General features: G+C 49.5%; 23 protein-coding genes. 17 read left to right on the top strand and 6 right to left on the bottom strand.

What is annotated here, in order from left to right; genetic code table 11:
• Window positions 1-55 precede the first annotated feature (55 nt).
• Genes M1D70_RS19650 through M1D70_RS19640 form a run of 3 tightly spaced genes read right to left on the bottom strand, consistent with a single transcriptional unit; the run spans window position 56 to window position 3707 of the window.
• Window positions 56-1195: a Ger(x)C family spore germination protein gene (locus M1D70_RS19650; protein WP_456287731.1), complete on the bottom strand. Its 1140-nt coding sequence runs from the start codon at window positions 1193-1195 to the stop codon at window positions 56-58.
• A complete protein-coding gene (locus M1D70_RS19645; RefSeq protein ID WP_456287730.1) occupies window positions 1192-2598 on the bottom strand; it encodes a spore germination protein in 1407 nt (468 codons plus the stop codon). The genes M1D70_RS19650 and M1D70_RS19645 overlap by 4 nt, the downstream gene beginning before the upstream one ends.
• Window positions 2595-3707 carry a GerAB/ArcD/ProY family transporter gene (locus tag M1D70_RS19640; RefSeq protein WP_036671535.1) on the bottom strand — a complete coding sequence of 371 codons (1113 nt, stop codon included), beginning with the start codon at window positions 3705-3707 and terminating at the stop codon, window positions 2595-2597. The genes M1D70_RS19645 and M1D70_RS19640 overlap by 4 nt, the downstream gene beginning before the upstream one ends.
• Window positions 3708-3932: 225 nt before the next feature.
• Here M1D70_RS19640 and M1D70_RS19635 point away from each other — a divergent pair, with 225 nt between their 5' ends.
• Window positions 3933-5321, top strand: coding sequence for an amino acid permease (locus M1D70_RS19635; RefSeq protein WP_456287729.1), 1389 nt, complete (start codon window positions 3933-3935; stop codon window positions 5319-5321).
• Here the strand turns inward: M1D70_RS19635 and M1D70_RS19630 are convergent.
• Entirely contained in the window at window positions 5318-5953 is a 636-nt protein-coding gene (locus M1D70_RS19630; RefSeq protein WP_456287728.1) for a LysE family transporter, read from the bottom strand. The two genes, M1D70_RS19635 and M1D70_RS19630, sit on opposite strands and share 4 nt — an antisense overlap.
• A 243-nt stretch (window positions 5954-6196) precedes the next feature.
• On the opposite strand from M1D70_RS19630, the gene M1D70_RS19625 reads away from it, so the two are divergent.
• From M1D70_RS19625 to odhB, 4 genes are all read left to right on the top strand, one after another.
• Window positions 6197-6706 carry a metallophosphoesterase family protein gene (locus M1D70_RS19625; RefSeq protein WP_456287727.1) on the top strand — a complete coding sequence of 170 codons (510 nt, stop codon included), beginning with the start codon at window positions 6197-6199 and terminating at the stop codon, window positions 6704-6706.
• Window positions 6707-6822: 116 nt separating this feature from the next.
• Window positions 6823-7722 (top strand): DUF72 domain-containing protein, encoded by a 900-nt coding sequence (locus M1D70_RS19620; RefSeq protein WP_456287726.1) that lies wholly within the window; start codon window positions 6823-6825, stop codon window positions 7720-7722.
• A gap of 247 nt (window positions 7723-7969) precedes the next feature.
• Window positions 7970-10846 (top strand): 2-oxoglutarate dehydrogenase E1 component, encoded by a 2877-nt coding sequence (locus tag M1D70_RS19615; protein ID WP_456287725.1) that lies wholly within the window; start codon window positions 7970-7972, stop codon window positions 10844-10846.
• 5 nt (window positions 10847-10851) lie between these two features.
• Window positions 10852-12126 carry a 2-oxoglutarate dehydrogenase complex dihydrolipoyllysine-residue succinyltransferase gene (gene odhB / locus M1D70_RS19610; protein WP_036661535.1) on the top strand — a complete coding sequence of 425 codons (1275 nt, stop codon included), beginning with the start codon at window positions 10852-10854 and terminating at the stop codon, window positions 12124-12126.
• A 77-nt stretch (window positions 12127-12203) separates the two neighbouring features.
• Here the strand turns inward: odhB and M1D70_RS19605 are convergent, their stop codons facing one another.
• Window positions 12204-12371, bottom strand: a complete 168-nt coding sequence (locus tag M1D70_RS19605) for a hypothetical protein (protein ID WP_015736214.1) — start codon at window positions 12369-12371, stop codon at window positions 12204-12206.
• Window positions 12372-12545: 174 nt separating this feature from the next.
• Here M1D70_RS19605 and M1D70_RS19600 point away from each other — a divergent pair, with 174 nt between their 5' ends.
• The 3 genes from M1D70_RS19600 to M1D70_RS19590 all read left to right on the top strand — a co-directional run bounded on the left by M1D70_RS19600 (window position 12546) and on the right by M1D70_RS19590 (window position 14998).
• Window positions 12546-13628, top strand: a complete 1083-nt coding sequence (locus M1D70_RS19600; RefSeq protein WP_456287724.1) for a lactonase family protein — start codon at window positions 12546-12548, stop codon at window positions 13626-13628.
• A 239-nt stretch (window positions 13629-13867) separates the two neighbouring features.
• Entirely contained in the window at window positions 13868-14659 is a 792-nt protein-coding gene (locus M1D70_RS19595) for an SDR family oxidoreductase (RefSeq protein ID WP_096774430.1), read from the top strand.
• Window positions 14660-14749: 90 nt separating this feature from the next.
• Window positions 14750-14998 (top strand): DUF1450 domain-containing protein, encoded by a 249-nt coding sequence (locus M1D70_RS19590; protein ID WP_015736210.1) that lies wholly within the window; start codon window positions 14750-14752, stop codon window positions 14996-14998.
• A 99-nt stretch (window positions 14999-15097) separates the two neighbouring features.
• On the opposite strand, the gene trhO is transcribed toward M1D70_RS19590, so the two are convergent.
• Window positions 15098-16003, bottom strand: coding sequence for an oxygen-dependent tRNA uridine(34) hydroxylase TrhO (gene trhO / locus M1D70_RS19585; protein ID WP_456287723.1), 906 nt, complete (start codon window positions 16001-16003; stop codon window positions 15098-15100).
• A gap of 200 nt (window positions 16004-16203) precedes the next feature.
• On the opposite strand from trhO, the gene M1D70_RS19580 reads away from it, so the two are divergent.
• From M1D70_RS19580 to M1D70_RS19540, 9 genes are all read left to right on the top strand, one after another.
• The gene (locus tag M1D70_RS19580; protein ID WP_456287722.1) at window positions 16204-16842 is read left to right on the top strand and encodes an SGNH/GDSL hydrolase family protein; all 639 of its coding nucleotides are present in this window, start codon (window positions 16204-16206) and stop codon (window positions 16840-16842) included.
• Between the two features lie 283 nt (window positions 16843-17125).
• Window positions 17126-18166 (top strand): ABC transporter substrate-binding protein, encoded by a 1041-nt coding sequence (locus M1D70_RS19575; protein ID WP_456290467.1) that lies wholly within the window; start codon window positions 17126-17128, stop codon window positions 18164-18166.
• Window positions 18167-18226: 60 nt separating this feature from the next.
• A complete protein-coding gene (locus tag M1D70_RS19570) occupies window positions 18227-19147 on the top strand; it encodes an ABC transporter permease (RefSeq protein ID WP_251497144.1) in 921 nt (306 codons plus the stop codon).
• A complete protein-coding gene (locus tag M1D70_RS19565; RefSeq protein WP_456287721.1) occupies window positions 19147-19941 on the top strand; it encodes an ABC transporter ATP-binding protein in 795 nt (264 codons plus the stop codon). Before M1D70_RS19570 ends, M1D70_RS19565 begins: the two co-directional genes overlap by 1 nt.
• Before the next feature lie 300 nt (window positions 19942-20241).
• Window positions 20242-21630, top strand: coding sequence for a transcriptional regulator (locus tag M1D70_RS19560; RefSeq protein ID WP_456287720.1), 1389 nt, complete (start codon window positions 20242-20244; stop codon window positions 21628-21630).
• A gap of 193 nt (window positions 21631-21823) precedes the next feature.
• A complete protein-coding gene (locus M1D70_RS19555; RefSeq protein WP_375120262.1) occupies window positions 21824-21967 on the top strand; it encodes a hypothetical protein in 144 nt (47 codons plus the stop codon).
• Window positions 21968-22207: 240 nt separating this feature from the next.
• Window positions 22208-23587, top strand: a complete 1380-nt coding sequence (locus M1D70_RS19550) for a helix-turn-helix domain-containing protein (RefSeq protein WP_456287719.1) — start codon at window positions 22208-22210, stop codon at window positions 23585-23587.
• A gap of 144 nt (window positions 23588-23731) precedes the next feature.
• Entirely contained in the window at window positions 23732-24961 is a 1230-nt protein-coding gene (locus M1D70_RS19545; RefSeq protein WP_145037714.1) for a CynX/NimT family MFS transporter, read from the top strand.
• A gap of 286 nt (window positions 24962-25247) precedes the next feature.
• Window positions 25248-26477, top strand: coding sequence for a chromate transporter (locus M1D70_RS19540; RefSeq protein ID WP_009590732.1), 1230 nt, complete (start codon window positions 25248-25250; stop codon window positions 26475-26477).
• Window positions 26478-26611: the final 134 nt, after the last annotated feature.

Below are 26611 nucleotides of genomic sequence, written 5' to 3'. Positions count from 1 at the left end.
GAGAGAAACCCTGTGCTTTTCCAAGCACAGGGTTTCTCATTTTTGCTCAAGTTCATTATCGGTTCAGGCTTTTTCGCTGTCCCCAGTATCGGATGTTGACATCAACATCAATCTCGAGTGCCGTTTCGTCGTAGATATCCTTTTTCTCTTCCGCTAATTTCTTCCAAAGTATCGGATCGACTCGGTACAATTGGAGGCATAGCTCATAGGGATCCGCGTGAATCAATGCTGCTTTGCGGAAGGTGTTCTGCAATTCCTTACGCAGGGTATCTTCCGTTGATCGCTTCATTTCTTTAATCCCTACCTGCTTGTATACATTCTGCACTGTCCCTATGACATTCAGCTTGATCCGATAAGACGCATCATCTGGCTTGCGGATCACTTCAATGGTGGATTGGGGCTTCTCGAGCCGTATGCTCCCGACTGCTTCACCGTTCGCCTGAACGACGACGGCAGCGTGAGTATTATTCGATGCTAACCAGCGGGTCCCCAGCAGATCGGATCGAGGGAGCCAGCCCATCAATTCCTTGTTCTTGATCAGAAAGCCGCCGTTGACTTCCAGAATCGGATGCTGCTTCAGATTTTCCGACCAGTTCTGCGTCGAAATATGAAGGGAGGGCAGCATCACGGTGGCTGCTTTTTCCCGGTAGAGACGAATAAAGTTCACGAATTGGATCGGGCGTATAAACGAGAATTGGACATAGCTTTCCCTGGGTTCATGAAGCAGCGAATGCAGGGGGGAGAGCTGAAAGAACGGGGATACCGTAAAGAGATCCTCCATCTTATCCTTGGTGCCGTAAACCCATTTCGTATACCGGATTTCCTGCGAACGGTTGGTCAAGTCGAACACTTGGGACAACTGCTCAGGTTTTAACACCGCTTCCGTAAGCACCAAAGCCGTCACATGACCCCAGGAGACCCGCTGCTGACTCGAGGTGTACAGATCAATGAGGGCTTCAGTCAACGTGCTGCCGGTTCCCCGGCCAATCCAAATGGGAGCTTGCTCCGTTTGTTTGCCGGATTCTTGTTTGGCAATCGTCGCGAAGTCAAGCATCTGCACATAGATGATATATTTCTCGTCCTTGTAATCGACGCCAAGCGCCGTGATATAGTTGATATCCTGCACTTCTTTGTTGTCCCAGCAGCCTGTGAGCAGCAGAGACGTCAGGCATACGAGTATCCATACCCGCTTCATAACGCGCCGCCCTTTTTACGTTTTCCCGGAAACCGCATGAGATTGCCCAAGATTTTGGATTTGGAGAAGGGGGAGAAGGGAGCAAGGTACGGCTGTCCGAAAGGATTATGGTTTGCTGCATATTGTACGATCAAGAAGACCGATATGAAGAAACCGAATAACCCGAACATTGAGGATAGGGCAAGGACAAAGAAGCGGAAGATCGTCTGACTGACAACAAAATCCTGATTGGAATGGGTAGATCCCGCAACAAAGGAGAGCGCAGCGACGACAGTCATTGTCGGCGAGAAGAAACCGCCCCGAATGGCCGCATCTCCGATAATGATACCGGAAACCACCGTAATGGTTGACGCGATCGGTGAAGGCATCTGCATGCCGGCCTCTCTCAGCAGACTAAGCAGAAACAGGATGATCAGCATCTCAAACCCGGTCGGGATCGGAAGGCCGAGCCTGGTATTCGCAACCGTCGCCAGCAGCGGAAAAGGGATTTGATCCTGGTGAAAGGCTAATAGCGTTATATAGAAGCCGGGAAGGAAAATGGAAATCAGGAACCCGACCATTCTTAGAATTCGCCAAGGCATAACGAAATAGAACGGCATTTGAGGGTCTTCAGCAGCGAACAGCAGCTGCATGAAGCTCGCAGGCGCAATCAATAAGACGGGACTTCCCTGCATAATAATGACCAAACGGCCGCGGGTCAGAGAGTCGTATGCCAGATCCGTCCGCCCGGTGTAGTCAAACATGGGGAGCACGCTGAACCTGTACGGAGTCAGATGCTCCGCAAGCTCACCGATCCCTACGGGAGGATCCCCGGTGTAATGGGTTAGCTTGTCCACGATGGCCGTGACCGTCTCCGGAATGACCTTGTCCTTTAAATACATGATGCCGACGGTGGTTTTGCTTTTATCGCCCAGCTTAAAGGAGGAATAGACAAGTCCCGGTGACTTCAGCCGTTTGCGAATAAGCGATACATTGATATCCAATTCCTCGACAAACCCGTCGCGAGGTCCTTTGACCGAGGTTTCCGTGGCGCTTTCTTCCGGCGTTCGGCCGATGGTTTTGCCGGCGCTGTACGAATACAATTTATCGTCCTTGGGGAAGTACATAGCAATGTAGCCGGAATAAACAATGTCATCGACGGACTCCATTTCGGCATCGGCAATATCCAGCGTAAGATAATATTCAAGGCTGGTCGGGTCAAACGAATGCTTTTGAGAAACGGAAGTATTCCATTCCTTGCTGATGACAGGCAAAAAGACCTCGGACAACACTTTCGAATCGCACATCATCGGGCTGTAAACCATAATCGCCCACGGCTCGGCATCCATTCCCGGATAGGACGTTATATGGACGTCATCGGAATCGGCATAACGATCGCGAAGCTGCTGTTCGGTTATGTTCATTGCGGTGTTTCTCCTTTCGTGGTACTGGCGTCCTGCGGCTCCTGCTGCTGGGGTTTACGGATCAGGAAGAACAACAGGAGGCTTAGGATGGTGATATAAACGGCGGATGCGGGCAAGAAATAGTCGGCCATGGCATAATACATTTTCAAATTGCTGATCGGCGAAGCGCACAGAATGACGAGCAGCGTGGAGACGGCTAATACGCCAACGCTCTGCCTGGACTTGGGAAGAAGGGTTTCGCAGAGCAAAAAAATCGAAATGGAAATGGAAATATAAGCTCCGCTAAGCCATTGGAAAATGGATAAAAAATCGACGTGCTCCACGAATTTGCCCAGCTTGACGAGGCGCCATTGTTCATAGGCAGGATATCGCTGAAACTTCATTTCTTCCGGACCAAATTCGGCAATGCCGCCGATCGTGGGTCCAAACGTGAGGAAGATGAGAACCAGATGGATGAGCAGGATTGTAAGGAAGCCGGGCTTTTTCTGCAGGTGAGGCCGCAGAAACAAGATCAGGATAAATTGGGACAGCCCACCGAACATGGTCGGGATTCCACTGAGCACCGGCATGAAGCCTTCCTCCAGGACAGGCAGCAAGAAACTGTAATTTTTCACCTTCAGGTTGGACACGGACACGAATATGCCCAGCAAGACGACGCAAGGCAGCAAGATACCGGCTGAAACGCCGATGGTTCTGATCCCGTGGTTAATGCTGATAAGGCACAGCATCATGAGCACGAATGCGGTCGCGATGACAGGGGTTTGGACCATGTAGGTCGATTTCGTCCAATCGATGACTTCCTTCAAGGTATAGAAGGCGAAAGCGAAGAAATACAAACCGGACATGCCCATCGCAAGCATGCGAGCCGACTTGCCGCTGCTTTCGTCCAATGCTTGCTTGATCGAACGGCTGCCGACTTTTTTGATGATTCCATAAACAAGCAGAACCCAGGGCATGAATAACACGGCCGACACCAGAATGGTGATCCAGGCATCCCGTCCGGACTTCTCCAGAAGCACAGGGATGATCATGACATGATTGGTCAAACCTGCCGTGAGCATCATAATCATAAACGCCTGGTTCGTCGGTATACCGCGAGCTGATGACATATATGGCCCCCCCAATTCTGCTTTCTTCCGTTTATACTTCTCGGGGAACAGCCAAAATATGCGAGAACATCCAGCCCCGGGCTGCATAAGCCCCTTGCTTGACTTCTCTTCATGAACTGTAAAGACATTTTTAGGCTGGGCGGCACGGTACATAAATCACGGAGAATCCCTTCATAATAAGGAAAGTTTTGAACGAACACATCACATTATCCGGAGGACATAACCGTGAACAGAGGAGCGAAGACGGAGGCAGGGAAAGTAAAGGGAAATCTGAGGTGGTGGCAGCTATCGCTGCTGGGGGTTGCATCAACGATCGGCACGGGGTATTTTCTCGGATCCGCGCTGGGTATCCGGCTGGGCGGCCCGGCTTTTCTTCTTTCTATTATATTGGCGGCGACGGCCACCTACTTCGTGTTTGATGTGTTGGCGCGAATGACGGCGGAGGATCCGCAAAAAGGCTCGTTCCGAACCTATGCCAAAAAAGCCTACGGCCGGTGGGCAGGCTTCTCAACAGGGTGGATGTACTGGTGCTCCGAAGTGTTGATTATGGGAAGCCAGATGACGGCACTGGCGATATTCTCCCGCTTTTGGTTTCCTGGCGTTCCGATGTGGATATTCGCATCAGGTTATGCCGTACTGGGGCTTTTTGTCATATGGATCGGCACCAAGGGCTTCGACCGCCTGGAGAATGTGCTGGCTGTCATTAAGATCGCTGCCATCGTCATGTTTCTTGTCATTGCCGCCGCCGCATGGATGGGATGGTTGAAAGGCGGGACAAAGCCTCAAGTTCCCGGCAGCATGAATGCCTTATTTCCGACGGGTGGAAAAGGCGTGTGGTCGTCCTTGATCTTTGCGTTTTATGCTTTCGGCGGAATTGAAGTCATGGGAGTCATGGCCGTCCGCTTGAAGAATCCAAAGGAAGCGCCGAAATCGGGCAAGGTGATGATTCTCCTGCTGTCCATCGTATATGTACTGTCTATTGGGATGGCCGTGATGATGGTAGCCTGGAATCGATTCTCTACGACGAAAAGCCCCTTCGTTGTGGCGCTTAGCTCGTATCAGCTGCCTTTTATTCCCCATCTATTCAATGCGGTCTTAATCATTGCCGGATTCTCGACAATGGTTGCGTCGCTGTATGCCGTAACTACCATGCTGGTCACATTATCCGAGGATAAGGATGCGCCCAAGTTCTTTTCCAAAAAAATGTTTAAGCGGGATACGCCCATCTTCTCCCTTTCCCTAACCGCCGCCGGGTTGATTGTGTCCATCGTGCTGTCTCTGCTCATGCCCGGCAAGATTTACGAGTATCTGACAACTGCGGCAGGCCTTATGCTGTTGTACAACTGGTTTTTTATCCTGATATCGGCAGGCCGGCTGATGGAGCTTACGGGATGGGGCAAGGTCAAAAGATACATCGGAATGATACTCATAGCGGCTGCCGTCAGCGGAACCGCCCTGCACCCGACGAGTCGGCCGGGACTGTGGATCAGTATCGGGTTCATATTGTTAATCGGATTGGTCGTATTATGCATGCGCTCCGTGTGGAAAAAATCAGGTCAGAGCCGTGCGATGGAGAGGGAAAAGCGTAAGCTTAGCCCCAAACCGGTCCGTTAGAATACGAGCGGATAAAGTAATGCCAGTGCTCGAATTCCGAAATAAACGCCAAACACGATTAATGAGATTCCGGAAAGCACTGAGATGAGGGAAAGCGCTCGATCGTTTAAATATCGGCGGAATACGCTGCCGAGCGCGGCCATGAACAAATCCCAAATCACGACCCCGGCGATGACGGCAGCGCTGTAGAGAAGCAGGCTCCCGGACCCTTCATCCGCCGCGGTTTTGACCAGGATGGAGCCGTAGATGCCGAGCCAGAACAGAATCGTCATCGGATTCGAGACGGACATGAGAAACCCGGAGAGCATGCTTTTCCATAACGAATCCTCGCTGTTTTCTTGACTGATCGTTACTTTATTGGCGTTCAGGATGCTTTCCAGCCCGGAATAGATAAGGACAAAAGCGCCGAACAGCCAGAGGAATGTCTGCATGAACGGTGTATTCAGAAAATGAACAACGCCGAGATAGACGAGGACCATATACAGGATATCCGCAAGGACCGCACCAATGCCAAACAGCCAAGCATGCCAGAACCCTTTCTTAATCCCCTTATCAAGCTGCGCCGCATTAATCGGACCAACGGGGGCTGATAGGGAAAGGCCAAGGATCATGTAGCTAATTAGAATACTCATCAACTTCCACCTCTCGTCTGGAACATGGATAACACAGCTTGTACCTGCTTGCTCGTACATTGTATTCGGCAGGCGGACAAACTAAAACCGGATTGGAAATTTTTTCTGCCTTGAAAAAAGACATGAAGAACCGCGCAGCTCCCTGCGCGGTTTTATTTGATTTCGTTTATTTGGTAGGATATAGATGAATGTCAGATGGCTGGTATTACAGCATTACATAACCATAAGAAGAGGTGCATCCCAATGAGTCGCCCATATCGGATTACGGTATTGTCAGACACCCATATGCCCAAAAAGGCAAAGGAACTGCCAGACCCGCTGCTTGAAGATTTAAAGCATTCGGATCTTATTCTTCACGCAGGAGATTGGTCCAATTGGGAACTGTATGAGCAGTTAAGTCAATATGCTCCCGTGGAGGGCGTGGCCGGGAATGTTGACGACGACCGGATTGTGGAACACTTTGGATATAAAAGACTGGTTGAAATCGAAGGCAAGCGCATCGGGATTGTACATGGGCACGGTCAAGGCGGAACGACGCCTTCCCGAGCCAGAAAAGCTTTTGCGGGCACGGAGGTGGACTGCATCTTGTTCGGCCACTCCCATATCCCCTTTAATGAGAATGTACAGGGGGTTCTGCTCTTCAATCCCGGTTCCGCTACGGATAAAAGGCGGCAGCCCCGCTATTCGCATGGAAGGATCGAGATCCTGGACGGAAACCTGGAAGCCCATCATGTTTTTTATGATCGGAAGTGAACGAAATCAAGGCATTGGTAAAATCAGTATGGGGCTGCCTGCTTTTGAAATCACCCGGATCAGGTTAATTAATAGAAGTCCCCGATATGGTAAATCATGTGGATGAGAGGATTGTTATGTCAAAGGAAGATAAACAAAAAGATGTGATTCAGGTAGGTTTGTCCGGGTGGGGAGATCATGACAAGCTGTATGACGAAGGGGCAAGGCCTGCAGATAAACTCGAAATGTACAGCAGGCATTTTCCCATCGTAGAGATGGACAATTCGTTCTATGCCATACCCTCGCCGGAACAAATGTCAAAATGGGCGGCAGCCGTCCCGGACCATTTCGGTTTTATTGTAAAGGCCTATCAGGGCATGACAGGACATGCCCGCGGACAGGGCAAGGACAGATACCCCAGCATAAAAGCGATGTTCGATCATTTGCTTGCATCGGTCGAAGAATTGCGAGCGGCGGACAAATTAAGGACCGTGCTTTTCCAATACCCGCCATGGTTTGGTTGCGAACGCAAGCATGTGGACACTCTGAAGCGTACGCGGGAATGGATGAAGGACGTTCCGATAGCCTTGGAGTTTCGCCATCAGAGCTGGTATGGGCCGGAGTTTCGCGAGAAGACCCTCGAATTTATGCGAAGCGAGGGTTGGATCCACAGCATAGCCGACGAGCCGCAAGCCGGTATCGGATCGGTGCCGGTCGTGCTTGAGACATCGGGCACGGAGGCCGTGATGATCCGGATGCACGGACGAAACGCCGATGGGTGGCATTCCAGCGGTCAGCCCAACTGGCGAGAGGTCCGGTATTTATACCGTTACAGTCCGGAAGAATTGGAACAGCTGAGAGGATGGATAGAGCAATTGCTAAAGAAAGCGAAGCAGTGCTGGATCATCTTCAACAACAATTCGGGAGGCGATGCTTCCGACAACGCCAAACAGCTTCTTCAACTGCTGGGGATGGACACCGGCCCCGAGCCGTTGCGGCAGATGGACTGGCTGGAAGAGGATATTTTTTCCGAATAAATGGGTTTAAATGGGACCCCATACAGGGAACTGGTGAATGAGTGTACAAATCGTCAAAAAATTGACGCAAATTCATCTGTTTCTGAGATCATTATTATATATAAAGGGTATTTTCGGTATTGAGGCCAAGTGTATTATAATGTAATCGTAAGAGAACGTTTATTTAATGTAAAATGTAGTATGCAAAATGTAAAATTAGAAATTCCGTCCTTGAGCAATCAAAATAATCTGACGGAGGGAGTCAGCGATGAAGACCCTTGACAGAATGACAGAGGGACCATGGCAGAAATATCACGGTCCGAACTTGGGGTACATTCAAGATCAGTATGAGAAGTTTTTGCAAGACCCGCAATCTGTGGAGCCAGGATACCGCGAGCTGTTCGCAAGCTGGGGACCGCCTCCATCTTTGGAAAACAATGAAAAGAAAGCGGATTCGCAGGGACAAGGTGTAAGCTACGACCCGCAATTGATGAAAAAAGGGGTAGCTGCCGGCAAACTGGTGTGGAACATTAGAACCTACGGTCATCTGGCCGCAGACATTGATCCGATTGGAATCGGAAACGAAGCTGACACGCGTCTGCTTCAACCGGAAAGCTACCAACTCAGCCAAGCGGATTTGGCCGCCCTGCCAGCAGAGATCGTCTGGGAGGAGGCTCCTGGCGATATCAAGAACGGCTTAGAGGCAATCCAGCGGCTGTTGCAACTATATACAGGCTCCATTGCCTATGAATTTAGCCACGTCCACGATGAAGAAGAACGCAAGTGGCTCAACCAGCAGGCCGAATCAGGCCGCTACTTGACGGACATGAGCGTTGAAGAACGCAGGGGACTGTTGAAGAAGCTGCTCGAAGCCGAGCAGTTCGAGGAATTCCTGCATCGCACGTTCGTAGGCGCGAAGCGCTTCTCGGTTGAGGGCAACGAGGCACTCGTGCCGCTGCTCGACGAGATCGTTCGCCAAATGGCCGAAGCGGATGTCAACTCCATTCTCGTGGGTATGGCGCACCGCGGACGTTTGAACGTTCTGGCTCATGTATTGGGCAAGGATTACGGCAAGATTTTCTCGGAGTTCATGCACTCTCCGAATAAACATTTGGTGCCGTCCGAAGGCTCCATGGGCATCAACTACGGCTGGACGGGCGACGTGAAGTACCATTTGGGCGCGGACCGTTACCTGAAGAAGGATGAAGCCCGGCAGGTTCGGATCACGCTTGCAAACAATCCGAGTCACCTGGAATACGTCAATCCGGTAGTAGAGGGCTTTGCTCGTGCCGCCCAGGAGGATCGCAGCGAAGCGGGTTATCCGAAGCAGGATGTGAACAAAGCGCTGAGCATTCAGATTCATGGCGATTCCGCGTTCCCTGGCGAAGGCATCGTGCCGGAAACCTTAAACTTCAATAAACTGCCGGCGTATCGTACGGGCGGATCGATTCACATCATCGTGAACAACCGCATCGGATTCACGACGGAAGGCAAGGATTCCAGATCGACCCATTATGCGAGCGATTTGGCAAAAGGTTATGAGATTCCGATTATCCACGTGAACGCGGATGATCCGGAAGCGTGTATCGCAGTGGCCCGTCTTGCCAGCGATTACCGAAACAAGTTCAAGAAGAGCATTCTGATCGATCTTGTCGGCTACCGGAAATATGGCCACAACGAGACGGACGATCCGGAAACGACCCAGCCGCTGATCTACCAGAAGGTGAAGAACCATCCAACCGTCAGCACGATTTATATGAAGAAACTGGTGGATGGAAACATTCTGACCCAAGAACAAGTGGACGGCTTGAAGAACGGCGTCGTGGAGGTCTTGAAGAACTCTTACGAGAACGTGAAGACGAAGGATCCGGTTGATCAGATTCTGCTCGGATTGAACCCTACGGACGGCAAATCCAAGACGGAAGCCGCGACGAATGTATCTGCAGAGGTGCTGCGCGGCATTAATCGCGAGCTCCTGCAGTGGCCTGAAGGCTTTACGGTATATCCGAAGCTTCAACGGATCCTCGAGCGGCGCAGCAACTCGCTTGACGAGGGCGAGAAGGTGGACTGGGGTCATGCCGAAACGCTGGCCTTCGCTACGATTCTTGCTGACGGCAAGCCGATCCGGATCACGGGACAGGATGCCGAACGTGCAACGTTTGCCCATCGAAACCTGGTGCTTCACGATGCGGTTAACGGAGAAACCTTCTGCCCGCTGCACCGGCTGCCGCAAGCCAAGGCATCGTTCGCGATCCATAACAGCCCGCTGACCGAAGCTGCGGTCGTTGGATTTGAATATGGCTACAATGTGTACTCTCCCGAGACTTTGGTGATCTGGGAAGCGCAGTACGGCGATTTCGTCAACTGTGCACAGGTGATCATCGACCAGTTCATTACGGCGGGCCGTTCGAAGTGGAGACAGAAGTCCAGCTTGGTGATGCTGCTTCCTCACGGCTATGAAGGAAACGGCCCAGAGCACTCCAGTGCCAGATTGGAACGCTTCCTCCAGCTGAGCGGCGAGGATAACTGGACGGTTGCGAATCTGACTTCGGCCGCCCAATATTTCCACCTTCTGCGTAAACAGGCTTCCCTGACCAACACGGACGATGCCAAGCCGCTGGTGGTCATGGCTCCGAAGAGCTTGATCCGTAACCCGCGTGTCGCGTCGCCTGTGAACGCGTTTAGCGAGGGCGGTTTCCAGAAGGTAATGGAACAGCCGGGTCTAGGTCAAACACCTAAGAAGGTGGAACGCCTTGTACTGTGCTCGGGGAAAATCGCGATCGACTTGGAAGACGCGCTGGATAAGCAGAAGGGTGAGGACCAAACCTGGATCCACATTCTTCGTGTGGAACAGCTGTATCCTTTCCCTAAAGAAGAAATTTCCCGTGTGATGCAGAAGTATCCGAACCTGAAAGAGATTCTGTGGGTTCAGGAAGAGCCTCAGAACATGGGCGGCTGGAGCTTTATGGAGCCGAGAATTCGTGAAATTGCACCTAAAGGCACAGAGGTCCGTTACAGCGGACGTCCTGAGCGTTCGAGCCCTGCTAGCGGATATCAGGATGTTCATGCTTATGAGCAACAGACCATCATTTCTTTTGCCCTTAATCGTAAAACTATAAATCAAGAGATCTCATTGGGGAGGTAGCGGCTGTGAGCGAAATTACTGTACCAGCTATGGGCGAATCCATCACCGAAGGAACGATATTCAAATGGCACGTAAAAGAAGGGGATAGCGTCAACATCGGTGATGTGCTGCTCGAGTTAGAAACGGATAAGGTTAATCTTGAAATTAGCGCAGAGTCTGAAGGCGTTGTGGAAAAAATCCTTCGTCAAGAAGGGGAGAACGTAACGATCGGCGAAGTGATCGGTCAAATTTCTCCGCAGGAAGGCGTTGCAAGCGCATCGGCGCCGAAGGCGGCTGAAGCTCCTGCCTCCGTGCAAACGGAAGCTGCTTCGGCACCCGCCGCAGAAGCACCGAAACCGCAAGCTCCGGTACCGGCTCAGAATGAGGAAGGAGCAGGTCTGACTGCATCGCCATCCGCACGCAAACTGGCTCGTGAACGCGGGATTGATCTGGACCAGGTACAGGGCCGCGACCCGATCGGTCGGATTTACCATGATGATGTGAAGAATCATAACGAAGCTAAGCCGTCTGCTGCGCCTAGCAAGCCGGCAGCTTCAACGCCTGCACCGGCAGCACAAGCACCTGCTGCCGAGTATGGCAAACCGGTTGAACGTACCCGCATGTCCCGCCGTCGTCAAACGATTGCGAATCGTTTGGTCGAAGCGCAGCATACGGCTGCCATGCTGACGACTTTCAATGAGGTCGATATGACCGCGATCCTGGACGTGCGCAAGCGTCGTAAGCAAGCATTCCAAGAGAAGCATGACGTAGGGCTCGGTTTCATGTCCTTCTTCACCAAAGCGGTCGTGGGTGCGTTGAAGAGATTCCCGCATCTGAACGCCGAGATCGACGGCGACGATATCGTCGTGAAGAAATTCTATGATATCGGTATTGCGGTATCCGCCAAAGAAGGGCTTGTCGTTCCGGTCGTTCGCGATGCCGATCGTCTTGGTTTTGCCGAGATTGAGAAGGAAATCGGCAATCTGGCTGCCAAAGCCCGCAATAACGCGCTGTCCTTGTCTGAGCTGCAAGGCGGTACGTTTACGATTACGAATGGCGGCGTCTTCGGCTCGCTGTTGTCTACGCCGATCCTGAATACGCCTCAGGTGGGTATCCTCGGCATGCACAAAATCCAGCTTCGCCCGGTAGCGATTGATGCTGAACGCATGGAAAATCGTCCGATGATGTACATCGCATTGTCTTACGATCATCGGATCGTTGACGGTTCCGAGGCGGTTCGCTTCCTGGTAACCGTGAAAGAGCTCCTCGAAGATCCGGAGTCGCTGCTGCTGGAAGGATAATCATCCAAGCCAAAGAGACTCACCTATATAAGAAGGCCGCATGGCAGTGTCCATGCGGCCTTTCTTATGTTGCACGATTATGATTTGGACTGGTTTTTATCGTCTGGATCGGGAAGATCCCGGGGATTCCAATTCTCAGCCTGAGGCTCCACATCCTGATGGTTCTTCACCTTGTCGCGTTGTTCCTGGGAGTCGTTCTCCGTGTCCTGATGATTGCGTACTTCTTCGCTGTTCGGTTGTTTCATGGGAATACCTCCTTCAGTCAATGTAATACATACATACCCGGTATGGCAAAAGACAAACAGGCTGCAAACGGCAAGTCATTTGATTTTCATCAGGGTTGAAGTTAACATGGTAACTGAAAGCATCACTACATAGGACATGAAATGATAGATATACGAGAGGAGAGATCGGATTTTATGGCGAATCCATCACAGCGTACACTGCTGTTTACAGGCGCGTATGCGGAAGATAATCAAAGCGGGGTATGTGTTTATGAATTTAACGAGGACAGCGGCGAACTGAAGCTGCTTGATGAAGTATCCGGCATTAAGAATCCCACTTTCTTGAACGTCGATCCGGATAACGGACGTTTGTATGCTATCGGCGAAATTGCAGATCAAGGCGGCAAAGCAGCCGAGGTCATCAGCTTTGAAATTGACCCTGTGGCAGGCAAACTGACCGAAATGAATCGTACCCGCAGTGTCAGCAGCTCCACTTGCCACATTCAGCGTGATGAATCCAGCAAGTATCTGATTGTTTCGAGTTATCATGGAGGCCTGGTAGGTCTTCATTCGATCGATGAGAATGGACAAGCCGGCAAGCTGCTGGATGAGAAGAAACATGCGGATCTCGTGACAGTGCGCGAAGATCAGCAATCCAGAGCGCACTCGGCGTTTTACAGTCCGGATGGTCAATATGTGTTCGTACAGGACTTGGGATTGGACAAGATTCTCGCCTACACGGTAAATGAGAATAAGCAAGAGCTGAGCTTTCACGGCGAAACCCAGCTGGACGCGGGCGTAGGACCCCGTCATTTGGCTTTCCATCCAAGCGGTGCCTATGCTTATGTCATCAACGAGCTGAATTCGAGTGTCACGGTGCTTCGCTACGATCAAGAAGCGGGACGTTTAGAGGTGCTGGAAACGGTATCGACACTGCCTGCGGATTTTGACGGGGAGAGCTATTGTGCCGAAATCGCCGTATCCGCAGATGGCAAAACGGTATACGGATCGAATCGCGGACACGACAGCATTGTAGTATTTAACGTGCATGAAGATACCGGTCGTTTAAGTCCGGTTCAATATATTTCGACGGAGGGCGGCCATCCGCGTCATTTTACGCTCATGCCGGGGGGGAAATACCTCATCGTTGCCAATCGGGACGGGAATAACCTGGTATTGTTTAACGTGAATCCGGAAGACGGAAAGCTTGATTTCACCGGATATACGGTTTCGCAATCCAAACCGGTATGCGTAAAGCCAGCGGTATTCCAACGATAGGCCTGGAAGACCCGCTCCTCTCATAGGAAATGAATGCAAAGAGATCGTTCTTACGGCTCGTGTGGTAAGGTGTTACCATGAGGCGGGGGACGATTTCTTTTTTTGTATCGGGTTAGGCATTACCGCTGGGATATGCTTGCTTGCTGCTTGCTGCATGGCAGGCTCGGATTGCCAAGATTCAGATACGGACTCGATGGGTTATCTATAATCATGAAAACTTAAACGAGGAGGTTGTGGCAATGACAACAAATCAACGTTTGGATGGTAAAGTAGCCATCGTTACCGGTGCTGGTTCCGGAATCGGCCGGGCCGCAGCCCTTCTTATGGCAGAGCAAGGAGCTAAACTCCTGTTGATCGACATCGATCGTGAACGCGTAGAGAAAGTGAAGAAGACCATAGAAGATGGCGGGGGCGAAGTGCTCACGGGCAACTGCGATATTTCCAAAGCGGAATCGCTGAAGGATTGCTTCAGTCAAGCCGCCGAGCAGTGGGGAAAGATTGATATCGTATTTGCGAATGCCGGTATTAATGGGACCAAGGCTCCGATCGAGATCATGGAGCTGGATGAATGGGATGCTACCATTAATACGAACTTGAGAGGAACGTTTGCTACGGTAAAATACGCGATTCCTTATTTAAAGGATCATGGCGGCAGCATCATCATTACGAGCTCCATTAACGGAAACCGGGTATTTACCGGGTTTGGTTTCTCCGCATACAGCACCACGAAGGCGGGACAGGTGGCTTTCATGAAGATGGCGGCGCTGGAGCTCGCTCGCTACAAAATCCGGGTGAACGCCATATGCCCAGGTGCGATTGCAACGAATATTGATGAGAGCACCATTGCGAAGCCGGAGCTGGACGAGGTGACGATTCCGATTGAATACCCTGAGGGAGACCAGCCGTTGGCGGACGGACCGGGACAGCCATCACAGGTTGCCCAGCTCGTAGCCTTTCTAGCATCGGATGATGCTTCCCATATTACCGGTACGGAAATTTATATCGATGGTGCGGAATCCCTCATCCATTGATCAAACCCTACGATCGATTTGACAAATTCATGCGTTTTCCTCATAATGAATGAACGAATTGTCAAATGAATAGTGGTGATAAAGATGGGGATGGGGATTGTTGTTGTGGAAATATGCGACAGCAACTTGATGAGTGCTTTGGAACTTGAGCATCTTGAGGAATTGTATCCCGAAATCGCTGTCCTGCGGGCGGATTGCATGAATCTTTGCGGTCTATGCAAGCTGCGGCCATATGCACTGGTGAATGGTAAACGTGTATTCGCGGCAACGACGGAAGAATGCGTCGAGAAGATCAAAGCTGCTATCGAAGCTGAATTGGCTGTTTTCCACGATATTTAATACGTCTGAATGCAGACGAGAACGTATAGTAAAAGGGCAAGGCGCGAGTGATTCGCGCCTTGCCCTTTCGTTTGGTTATTGATATATGTCTTGATTGGATTAGGAAGCATTGTGGCTCGCAGCCACAATTTCTTCGCACTCCGCGGAGCAGCAGCCATGATGAAGCTCCTCACACTCTTCGCAGCACACATGCTGCAGGTGGCAAGCGTCATTATCGCAGTTGATATACCGATCTTCGGGCTTTCCGCAATGGTGACATTTGCCCACGATAACATCCTCGTCCGTTTGATTGATCGGAACGGAAATGCGCTCATCAAATACATAACATTTTCCGTCGAAGAGACGGCCCTGTACTTCAGGATCTTTCCCGTAGGTGACAATGCCGCCCTCAAGCTGGGCAACGTCCTTAAAGCCTTCCTTGAGCATAAAGCCGGTCAGTTTCTCGCAGCGGATGCCCCCTGTGCAGTAAGTCAGGATGGTTTTATCCTTGTGCTCGCTCAGGTTCTCGCGAATCCATTCCGGAAACTCCCGGAAGGATTGCACCTCTGGTCTTATCGCATTGCGGAAATGACCGATGTCGTACTCATAATCATTCCGTCCGTCGATGACGATGACATCATCACGCTGCAAGTGTTCAAAGAATTCCTGGGGCGATAGGCGTTTTCCGCTGACCACGTTAGGGTCGAGTTCATCCTCGACACGGAACGTAACGAGTTCTTCGCGGTGACGGACAAACATCTTTTTGAAGGCATGCCCTTCGGATGGGTCAATCTTAAACACCATATCCGCAAATAGCGGATTGGCGTGCATATCCTGCATATATTGCTCAGTCTGTTCAATCGTACCGGATACCGTGCCATTGATGCCTTCGGAGGCAACCAGGATGCGTCCTTTGAGCCCGAGATCTTTGCAGTAATGCAGATGCTCGTCTTTGAACGCTTCAGGGTCCGGAATTTGAACAAATTTATAATAGAGAAGGATCTGATAGTTCTGTTGCTCTGACATGATTTAATCACCTGTTCTTTTTAAGATTCAGCCATACGTATACCTATAGAATTGTAGTGAATTCATTCCACATAGTCAACTTAAATGTATAGAAAGTTTGCCATGATATGTGAATTTAAGGGGTTTCACGAATGCTTGAAAGCGGTTATGATGAAGGGGTGAGCAGGTGAACACTTTCATTATTGGAGGCGTTGAACAGCATGGTACATATCGAGCAAAATGCACTCGTATTGTTTCAAGGCGACAGCATCACCGATTGCGGGCGAAATTACGAGGAGTCGGACAGTTTGGGGCATGGATACGCGCTGATGGCTGCTGCCCGGCTTGGTATGGAGCTGCCTTTGAAAAGGCTGCGTTTTGTCAACCGGGGAATCAGCGGCAACCGGGTCGTCGATCTGCGGGGGCGCTGGGAGAAAGATTGCATCGATCTGGATCCGACATGGGTATCCATCCTGGTCGGCATCAATGAAACCGGCAGGAGATTTAATCGCGGCGAAACCACGTCCGTGGAAGCTTATTATGAAGGCTACAGGGAGCTGCTAATCCAAACACGCGAGCTGACCGGCGCGAGTTTCATTCTCATGGAGCCCTTCCTGCTGCCCGTTACGGAAGCGAAGAAGGAATGGCGGGAGGATCTGGATCCCAAAATTCAGGCCGTTCGCGAATTGTCGCGAGAATTTGAGACGCTGTACGTTCCGCTCGACGGCATTTTTGCTGCAGCCAGCTCCAAGATAGAGATGAGTTATTGGGCGCCCGATGGCGTGCATCCATCGCCGGCAGGGCATGCTCTTATGGCAGAGGCTTGGCTTGCGACCATGCAGGGCCGTTCCATTCTGTAGAGGTTATTATAAGATTTTTTCTACTATATAAATAGGGTTTCGTTATACTGGCATCCCCGGAGACGTATGACATCCGGGGATGTTCTTTATGGAAAGCATCCTCCCTTAGAAAATCTTGATTGACGAATACAATTGGGTACATATAAAATGTTCATAATAGACCGTTGTTCAATAGGAACGACTTATTTTTTGACTTTAATGCTTTCGTCTATGAAAGCGGGGAAGCGTTGTCGCTTTATGTAGAAAATTATTGAAGCGGTTAATAAAAGAGAGGGGATTCATGATGAAGAGAAAAATGTGGTTATCACTTACACTCTCCGCGCTGCTGGTTACGGCAGTAGGCTGCGGGGACAAGCCGGAAGGCGGCGGTACGACTCAAACGGGCAGCGGCGGAGATGCGGAGAAGAAATCCTATAGCATCGCTATTTCGCAGATCGTAGAGCATCCATCCTTGGATGCAACGCGGGAAGGCATTCTGGCGGCTTTGAAGGAAGCCGGAATTTCCGAGGAAGACAATACGCTGAAAATCGATTACAACAATGCGCAAGGCGATCAAGCGAACAACCTGTCGATTGGCCAGAAGCTGAAGGATACGAAGTCGGATCTGGTGGTCGCTATCGCAACCCCGTCTGCGCAGGCAGTGGCTGAGAACGTGAAGGAGAAGCCGGTGCTGTTCGCAGCGGTGACCGATCCGATAGACGCGAAGCTGGTGAGCGACTTGCAGAAGCCGGGCGGCAACGTCACCGGTGCATCGGATACCAACCCGGAGGCAGCTAAACAGTTGATGGATTTCATCAGCACCAACTTCCCGAATGTGAAGAAGATCGGACTTGTCATTAATGAAGGGGAAGCCAATGCAGTAGTTATGGCAAAGACGGCTGAAGAGGCGCTCGCCGAGCATGGCATCGAGCTGGTGAAGGCGGCTGTCACAAACACTTCGGAAGTGAAGCAGGCGGCAGAGTCGTTAGTCGGCAAGGTCGATGCTTACTATATTACCTTGGATAATGTTGTGGTCAGCGGCGTGGATGCCATTATCCAAACGGCACAAAAGAATAAAATTCCGTTCTTCTCCAGCGACCGCGATACGGTGGAGAAGGGGGCTTTTGCAACCGTTGGCTTTAAGTACTACGACCACGGCTATCAGGTTGGACAAATGGCCGTAGAGATCCTGAAAAACGGCAAGAATCCGGCGGACATGGAAGTAACGAAGCCGGATAAGCTGGATCTGATCCTGAACACGAAGGTTGCGGCTGACTATGGTATTGAAGTGACCGACGCCATGAAACAGGAAGTCAAGGACCCGGACAACAACATCATCGAGTAACGGTAAGGCGCGGAGATAACAGCCCGCGCCTTACTTCTTAATTCTTAAGGAGGTCATGACATGCTGGATTTCGTGTTGAGGCTGGATGGTCCGATTGAATTGGGGCTTTTGTATGCGCTGATGGCACTTGGCGTGTATATTACGTTCCGGATTCTGGATTTTCCGGATCTGACGGTGGATGGAAGTTTTACGACAGGCGCAGCGATTGCAGCGATTCTGATTACCAACGGTGTGAACCCATGGCTTGCCACGCTTGCCGCATTTGCCGGAGGTATGTTAGCCGGTATCTGTACGGGCCTGCTGCACACCAAGGGTAAAATCAACGGTTTGCTCTCGGGCATTATTATGATGATTGCGCTTTATTCGATCAATATGAGGATCATGGGTAAGCCTAATATTTCGTTGAGCCAGGAAGCGAATATCTTCGGATCGATCGATCCGATTTATATTATGTTAGTGATTGTGATCATCGGCAAGCTGCTGCTGGATGCATTCTTCCGTACGGATCTAGGTCTTGCCCTGCGTGCGACAGGGGATAACAAGCGGATGATCCGCAGCTTTGGTGCGAATACGGACACCACAACCATTCTGGGCCTCAGCATCTCGAACGGGCTTGTGGCCCTATCCGGGGCCGTGGTTGCCCAGCAGTCCAGTTTTGCCGACATCAGCTCCGGCATCGGGATGATTGTGATCGGTCTGGCATCCGTTATTATCGGCGAAGCCGTTCTTGGGACCGGCTCGGTATTCCGGACGACGCTGGCTGTCGTCTGCGGTTCGATTATCTATCGCATTGTCGTTGCCGCTGCTTATGAGATTCCATGGCTCGAAGCTTCGGATTTAAAATTGATCACGGCGATCATCGTCATTATCGCTCTCGTGGTTCCGACCATCAACCGGGCGATGAAGCAGCGTTCACAGGCACGGAGGCGCTCAACCGAACTGCTAGCTACGCAAGGGAAGACCAAAGGAGGTGCGCTCTGATGCTGGAAATGAACCATGTGTCCAAGCTGTTTAACCCGGGGACGGTGGATGAGAAAATCGCTTTGATGGACGTCAACCTTCACTTGAAGCCGGGGGATTTCGTGACGGTTATTGGAAGTAATGGTGCGGGCAAATCCACGCTGATGAATATCATTTCCGGGGTAATGAAGCCGGACGCGGGTGAAGTGCGCATTGACGGCACTTCGATCGGCCATCTGCCGGAATTCCGTCGCAGCCGCTGGATCGGCCGGGTATTTCAGGATCCGATGGCGGGCACGGCGCCGCATATGACCATTGAAGAGAATCTGGCGATGGCATATCGTCGCGGCCAGTCCCGCGGGCTCAGCATAGGCGTTACAGCATCCAAGCGGGCCGGCTTCCGCGAACATCTAGAGCGGCTTGGCATTGGACTCGAGGATCGGCTCCGAGCCAAAGTAGGGATGCTGTCGGGAGGGGAACGTCAAGCGCTAAGCTTGCTGATGGCAACCTTCACGCAGCCGCAAATCCTGCTGCTCGATGAACATACGGCAGCGCTTGATCCGGCTCGTGCGGAGCTGATTACCCGCATAACCGATGACATCGTACGCGATATGAAGCTGACCACGCTCATGGTCACACATAACATGGAGCAAGCCATCCGTCTTGGCAATCGTCTCATTATGATGGATAAGGGGCGCATCATTCTGGATGTGGACGAAGAGCGCAAGAAATCCCTGACGGTGGAGCAGCTGCTTGGGGAATTTGAGCAGATTAGCGGCCATAAGCTGTCCGATGATCGTTTGGTTCTGGGGTAAAATTCTACTTCTAGACAAGGAATCTTTGGACTGAAGATTGATTAGAATGTTCTTCATAGAATTCATCAAAAAAAGCGCTTCCGAAAATTTCGGAGCGCTTTTTCTCATCGTGTCATTTCATTTGACGATATATAAATAGAACAAGATTTGCAAGGGAATTGGCAATTTTAAATCTTATTGGGTATATTATGTAAAAAAATGACGTAAATAAGTATTGACCGCTGGAATATTAATCAATATGATTACTGTATAGAGAAATATACTAATATTTGGGTTCTGATCCTGGAGGGTGGTGTTAGCTTGGAAATGACAGCCACGATTCGCGAACAAATGGAAGGATTTCTACATAAGAACGAAATGACGATTAATCGGTTTGCTGAAATATCGGAGGTCAACAGCGGCACACTCAGCAACATTCTGAATGGGAACCGCCCGATTTCCATGCAGCAGTTGGACCGAATTACGTCAGGCATGGGTCTGGAGGAGGGTTATTTCTACGAGTTGTACATAGATGAATGTATTTTTCATGCCACGCCGGATTGGCGTCGATTGGGACCGTTTCTTCACCGGTGCGCGGAGCTGGGGAAGCTGGATTGTTTGGACAAGGCTGTCCGAATGACGATGGATAATATTTCTTACTCCCCGCTGCTCTTTGAAACAGCCGAGCTTTTTTTCAAAGAGGGAAAGCATGAGGCGGCCGTGCTGCTCTACAGGAGCGTGGCTGAGAGCGAAAGATTCCAGCATTCGGAGCGGCTGGCCCTTTGCCAGTATCGGTTGTTTACGCTTGGGCTTACGGATGATCAGGAAATGAATTCGCGGGCTGCAGTGTACTTCGAACCTTATATTGATCGATTAGATGAAGTTTATCAATTGGATGCGCTAAAAGAGCTTATTAACTTAAATGTATCGTTAAATAGGTGGAGCAAAGTTGAAGAGTTAGCCCATAAGATGGGAAGAATTGCCTCAATTCAGTATCAATTTGAAGTAGGAAGGGTTGGACAAGAAGTTAGTGGGAAGAAACCAGTTGTTTTCTATATGTTATATTCATACTTAGTAAAAGCCACTGTTTGTTATGAACGTGGAGAAATTGATTTAGCATTGGAATATGTTTCAATGTACTCCGAACCGGAATGGCTCAAAGAACAGCCAAATGAAGAAGAGCGTCGTATTATTAATCAATTTAATGAGTGGGCGGAAGCAAACAGATTTCTTTATAAACTAATGGCTGGAAATAACGGAGCTCTTTCTGAATATGTAAATTACATTGCTGATAAGGAAGACGAAATATTTCTTGCAATTTGTAATATCATGATTGCTGCAAATAGATATCAACTGCAAGTTGACCATATTCTAGAAAGATTTAAGGGATATATTGAATTCAAAGAGCAAAGGAATCATATAGGGGAAATTATTCAACAAATTACTGCTGATCGATATACAAGGTTGTTAACAGAATTGGGAATATATTATTTGAATTTAAAGCACTTTGAAAAAGGGTTACAATTTATTTTAGAAAGTTTACAGCAATCAATAGCTATAAACAATGACAATGGAATGTTAAGATGTATGGCATTATTTGAACAATTCCGAGAGTTTTCTACAATTGACTTACAACAAAAATATAGAAAATTAGTATGTGAAGTACAGAAGTTGAATGAAGAAAAAATAGGTCTTGCCCTTAAGTATTAACTAAGAAAATCTCTTATCTTAATCTTCAGTCTAGATTTTTGTTATCATAATGTAGCATAATTATCTTGGAAAGCCTGGTAGATTCTATTACAATTATACAAGGCGTAATTCGTGAATATATGCGAAGTTTCGTCGTTTTCCACTAAATTGAACAAAAAATGCGATAAAATCAATTAGCGAGGTGAATACATTAATGAAAAGAAGATTGGCTTCTCTATTTATCCTCTGTAGCATTATTTTAACGATTGCAACTCCAAGTTTAATTGTAAATGCAGAAAGTAATATCCCTAATGAAATGATGAAGTCTTTAAGTAATCATGGAATAGGAACAACTTAAGTTTTTTATGCTTGCTTTTAGCTATCTTAATAAATTTTATAGAAGATGATCTCATAAAGTGATGGCTTCGGATATTCTGAAGTCATCTTTTATTTGTGTCTTGATCATTTACAGTTAAAGTGAGGAAGGGATCTAAACTATTTATTTCAAATTTAAATCATAAAAATGGTTGATTCTAATGTTATAAAATAATAGCATTTAATTACTAATATTTGGTTTTCCATCTGGGGGTGTTGTTACTTGGAGACGACAGCCACGATTCGCGGAGAAATAGTAAGGTATTTGCAGAATCATCGTATGACGATTAACCAATTTGCGAGGATATCCGGCATTAACAGCGGAACACTTAGTAATATTTTGAATGGTAATCGTCCCATGTCCATGCACCAGTTAGACCGGATTACCGAAGGGATGGGTCTGGAAGAGGGGCATTTCTACAATCTTTACATAACGGAAAGTATTTTCCATACCACTCCGGATTGGCGGAGGCTGAGGCCTTTTCTTGAGCGATGTGCTGAACTGGATAAATTGGATTCTTTGCATAGAGCTGCACGAATGACGTTGGAAAACATCAATTACGCATCAATGCTTTTCGAAATGGCGGAGGTGTTTTTTAAAGAAGAAAAGTATAAAGCTGCTGCATTGCTTTATGAATGTGTGGCTGAAAGTGAAAAATTCCAGCACTCAGAAAGGCTTGCACTATGTCACTATCGTCTCTTTATGGTGGGGTTAAGTGATAACGTGGATGATAACTTAAAACTGGCAGTATCATTTGAGCAATATATCAATAGGCTAGATGAAAATTACCAATTAGACGCATATAGAAAACTTATTAATGTGAACATTTCACTTCTACGGTGGGATACTGTGGAAGTCCTAGCTAAAAAAATGGGTCAAATAGCAAGACTGCAATATAAGAATAACTTTAACACTGCAATCATGAATGATGAACAGGAAAAGCCTGTAGTTTTTTACATACTCTATTCATTTCTCATTCTGGCGAGTGTCTATCGTGAATCTGGAAACTTTGGAGAAGCATTAAGTTACCTGTCCCTGTATGAGAACCCGGATTGGATAAAGACGCCCTCAGAACAGGAAATAATAATTATTAAACAGTTTAAAGAATGGGCGAGAGCGAATCGTTACCTATATAGGTTAATGTCTGGACATTCTGACGCTCTTTGTGAATATGTAAACTATGTTGAATCCAGAACTGATGAAATTTTTCCGGCCTTATGCAATATTGTGGTAGCAGCTAATCGACATCGCATCAACATCGATTATATTATAGAGCGGTTTCGGGAGTATCTAATATATAAACCACAACGAAATCAACTAGGCAAGGTAAGTGAGCAAGTTACGATGAATCAACATGCTCGCCTCCTTACCGAGCTAGGCATATACTATTTGAACTCCAAAAAGTTTAACCGTGGTTTAGTTTATATCGTTGACAGCATGGAGTACTCGATAAAAATCAATAGTGACAGAGGGATGCTGCGCTGCATGGGGATCTTTGAGCAGTTCCGCCATGCTGCAACCGAGGATATCCTGAACCGGTACAATGAATTGATTCGCGATGTCCAAAAATTATCCGTGTATGCCTGGAGCCCGGTTGTGTAGGGCTCTTCGGTGCGTCCATGCGTTATTACATGACATTGCCGCCAGGATGTTGACCTCCCGGGGCTATGGCCTAAAGTCCGGGTTTGTGATAAACTCGGATAAGTTTATTTTTACATATCGGATGAAAAGTAAGGAGTCCATGTCATGACATCAAGAACATCGATAGATCCAAACACCAATTCCACAGGGCGCACATGGTTGATCTTTGCAGGCATTATCCTTATTGCCATTAACCTCAGGGCGGCGATCACTTCGGTAGGTCCGCTGATCGGAATTATTCGAGAGGATACGGGAATTTCGAACACATTGGCAGGCATGCTGACAACGCTGCCGCTATTAGCCTTTGCTTTACTGTCGCCGATGGCGCCGGCCATGGCCAAAAAGTGGGGACTGGAGACAACCCTTCTGCTGAGTATGGTCGTGCTGACTTTCGGCATCGGCATACGCTCGATATCGTCTCCCTACACGCTGTTGATAGGTACCGCCTTTCTAGGTATGGCCATAGCCGTAGGGAACGTGCTGCTCCCGAGTCTGGTCAAGCGGGACTTCCCGCGCCATATCGGTTTGATGACAGGCACCTACTCTGCCTCGATGAACCTGCTCGCCGCGATTGCCTCGGGGGTCAGCATTCCGCTGGCTACCCAAGCCGGGCTTGGTTGGCAGGGCTCCCTGTTAATTTGGGGATCCTTGTCCATATTGGCGATGATCGTATGGCTGATCCAGCGCCGCAGTTCCGGAAAAACCGCTGAGGTCAGTTCGGCTGCTTCGAAGCAGCAGAGCGTGCTGAAGTCGCCGCTTGCTTGGTATATTACTTTATTTATGGGGCTTCAATCGTTTACGTTCTACGTGAACATCTCATGGCTGCCCGAGATTCTGAGAAGCCAAGGCATGGATTACAGCGCCGCAGGATGGATGCTCTCGATTCTCCAATTTGTCAGCCTGCCATTTTCCTTCATCATTCCTGTCCTGGCCGGCCGGAATCCGAACCAGCGTGTATTGGTAACGATCTCTGCATTGTCCATGCTGATCGGTTATGCCGGTTTGTTATCCGGCATGTCTTCGTTGAATCTCCTATGGGTGATGCTGGTAGGTATTTCGGGTGGGGCGAATTTCAGTTTGTCCCTGATGTTCTTCACCCTTCGTACCAAAACGGCCCACGAAGCCGCCGCGTTATCGGGCATGGCCCAGTCGCTGGGTTATTTGCTGGCTGCCGTCGGTCCGATGCTGATCGGGTTCCTGCATGACGCAACGGGAGGATGGAAGGTGCCTCTGACGGTGCTGTCCGCCGTTGTCGTGGTGTTGTTCATCTTTGGTTTTGGGGCAGCGAAGCCAGGTTATCTGTCCGTTCCGGACGAAACGAAGACGGAGGCTTAAAGCTGCAGAAGTCAGCATCCGGTGATGCATCTTGCTATAAGAACAATATGAAGAGCGATCCATGGAGATACTCCAGTTGGGTCGCTCTTTTTTAATGCATGTGCGGACTTTCGAACGATAGCACTCAAAGGTTCTGAAAATTTTACATTACGTTTACATAAATGGGTAGATTGATCATGAGAATATGGTATACTCTGAAATTTGATAAAGATGATCTGTATACTTAAGACTGAACGGGTTAAGAGTTCTATTACATTACACCAAGCAAACGGGGAGCGATGGTATCTTGAATCTACAGACAGATAAAGAGCAAACACAGTCTCAAGTTGGCAACAGCCAACCGTCTGGAAGGTGGCGTGCGCTCGGCGAAACCTGGTGGACTGCTCTGCAGTTGGGGCTTACTTCATTTGGCGGGCCGATTGCCCATCTCGGATATTTCCACCAGACCTATGTACGGCGGAAACAATGGCTGGATGAGAAAAGCTACGCGGATCTGGTGGCTTTGGCCCAGTTCCTTCCCGGACCTGCCAGCAGCCAGGTAGGCATTGGCGTAGGGGTTATGAGAGCCGGACTCTGGGGCGGACTTGTCGCCTGGCTCGGCTTCACGCTGCCGTCCGTGCTCATGCTTATGATTTTTGCCTATCTCATGCAAACCTTCGATCCCGGCTCGGCAGGTTGGATTCAGGGGCTTAAAATCGTCGCCGTAGCCATCGTAGCGCAAGCGGTACTCGGAATGGCAGGAAAGCTGGCCTCAGGCCCTGTCCGGGCGGCTGTAGCGTTAATCGCCATGGCAGTCGTGCTGCTGTGGCAGAGTCCCGTGACTCAAGTGGCGGTGATCGCTCTCGCCGGCCTGTCGGGACTGTGGCTATTCAAGCGTCAAGCAAACGAAGAGGCAACACCCGTGATGAAAATGCCGATCGGACGGAGAGCCGGACTCTTTTGCCTGGGAGCGTTTGTCGTTCTGTTGGTAGGTCTCCCGCTCCTTAAAGGGATCACCGATAATGGATGGGTAGCCATTGTGGACAGCTTCTACCGTGCCGGATCGCTTGTATTCGGCGGAGGGCATGTCGTTCTTCCGCTGCTGGAGAGCGAGACGGTACTGAACGGATGGATGTCTAAAGAGGATTTTCTAACCGGTTACGGGGCGACACAAGCGGTACCTGGCCCGTTGTTTACATTTGCCGCTTATCTTGGGGTCCTGATTCAGGGAATACCCGGAGGCATCGTTGCCACGCTTGCCATCTTTTTGCCCGGATTTCTGCTCATTGTAGGAGCCATGCCATTCTGGAACGGTATCAGAAGAAACCCGAAGCTGCAGGGCATGCTGACAGGCATGAACGCGGCTGTGGTCGGAATTCTGCTGGCCGCTTTGTACCATCCCATATGGACTTCCTCCATCCACGGCCCGCTTGAATTTGTGATCGGCGCGGGACTGTTCGGGATGCTGATGTTCTGGAAGAGTCCCCCGTGGCTTGTTGTCATCATTGGCGCATTAGCGGGACAGTTTCTCCTGTGAAGGCCTTATTGAATAGCCCTCGGCACGGTGTGCCGGGGGTTATTTGATTGATCAGGAGTAAATCGCATCGGATTGGTTAAATATTAGGGTGTATCTCTATTCGGGAAGCATGCGTTGATCACAAGAGTTTTCAG

It is taken from the genome of Paenibacillus sp. AK002, assembly GCF_053903045.1.
Note: the sequence above shows the minus strand (reverse complement) of the source record. Positions and strands in the feature narration are given on the sequence as shown.

Excerpts from the sequence above, each read along its gene's own strand:
- M1D70_RS19580 (WP_456287722.1), top strand. The coding sequence starts at position 16,204 with ATGGTACATATCGAGCAAAATGCACTCGTATTGTTTCAAGGCGACAGC.
- M1D70_RS19605 (WP_015736214.1), bottom strand. The coding sequence starts at position 12,371 with ATGAAACAACCGAACAGCGAAGAAGTACGCAATCATCAGGACACGGAG.
- M1D70_RS19555 (WP_375120262.1), top strand. The coding sequence starts at position 21,824 with ATGAAAAGAAGATTGGCTTCTCTATTTATCCTCTGTAGCATTATTTTA.
- M1D70_RS19595 (WP_096774430.1), top strand. The coding sequence starts at position 13,868 with ATGACAACAAATCAACGTTTGGATGGTAAAGTAGCCATCGTTACCGGT.
- M1D70_RS19640 (WP_036671535.1), bottom strand. The coding sequence starts at position 3,707 with ATGTCATCAGCTCGCGGTATACCGACGAACCAGGCGTTTATGATTATG.
- M1D70_RS19645 (WP_456287730.1), bottom strand. The coding sequence starts at position 2,598 with ATGAACATAACCGAACAGCAGCTTCGCGATCGTTATGCCGATTCCGAT.
- M1D70_RS19570 (WP_251497144.1), top strand. The coding sequence starts at position 18,227 with ATGCTGGATTTCGTGTTGAGGCTGGATGGTCCGATTGAATTGGGGCTT.
- M1D70_RS19650 (WP_456287731.1), bottom strand. The coding sequence starts at position 1,195 with ATGAAGCGGGTATGGATACTCGTATGCCTGACGTCTCTGCTGCTCACA.
- trhO (WP_456287723.1), bottom strand. The coding sequence starts at position 16,003 with ATGTCAGAGCAACAGAACTATCAGATCCTTCTCTATTATAAATTTGTT.
- M1D70_RS19575 (WP_456290467.1), top strand. The coding sequence starts at position 17,126 with ATGAAGAGAAAAATGTGGTTATCACTTACACTCTCCGCGCTGCTGGTT.
- M1D70_RS19545 (WP_145037714.1), top strand. The coding sequence starts at position 23,732 with ATGACATCAAGAACATCGATAGATCCAAACACCAATTCCACAGGGCGC.
- M1D70_RS19615 (WP_456287725.1), top strand. The coding sequence starts at position 7,970 with ATGAAGACCCTTGACAGAATGACAGAGGGACCATGGCAGAAATATCAC.
- M1D70_RS19620 (WP_456287726.1), top strand. The coding sequence starts at position 6,823 with ATGTCAAAGGAAGATAAACAAAAAGATGTGATTCAGGTAGGTTTGTCC.
- M1D70_RS19630 (WP_456287728.1), bottom strand. The coding sequence starts at position 5,953 with ATGAGTATTCTAATTAGCTACATGATCCTTGGCCTTTCCCTATCAGCC.
- M1D70_RS19565 (WP_456287721.1), top strand. The coding sequence starts at position 19,147 with ATGCTGGAAATGAACCATGTGTCCAAGCTGTTTAACCCGGGGACGGTG.
- M1D70_RS19625 (WP_456287727.1), top strand. The coding sequence starts at position 6,197 with ATGAGTCGCCCATATCGGATTACGGTATTGTCAGACACCCATATGCCC.
- M1D70_RS19590 (WP_015736210.1), top strand. The coding sequence starts at position 14,750 with ATGGGGATTGTTGTTGTGGAAATATGCGACAGCAACTTGATGAGTGCT.
- M1D70_RS19600 (WP_456287724.1), top strand. The coding sequence starts at position 12,546 with ATGGCGAATCCATCACAGCGTACACTGCTGTTTACAGGCGCGTATGCG.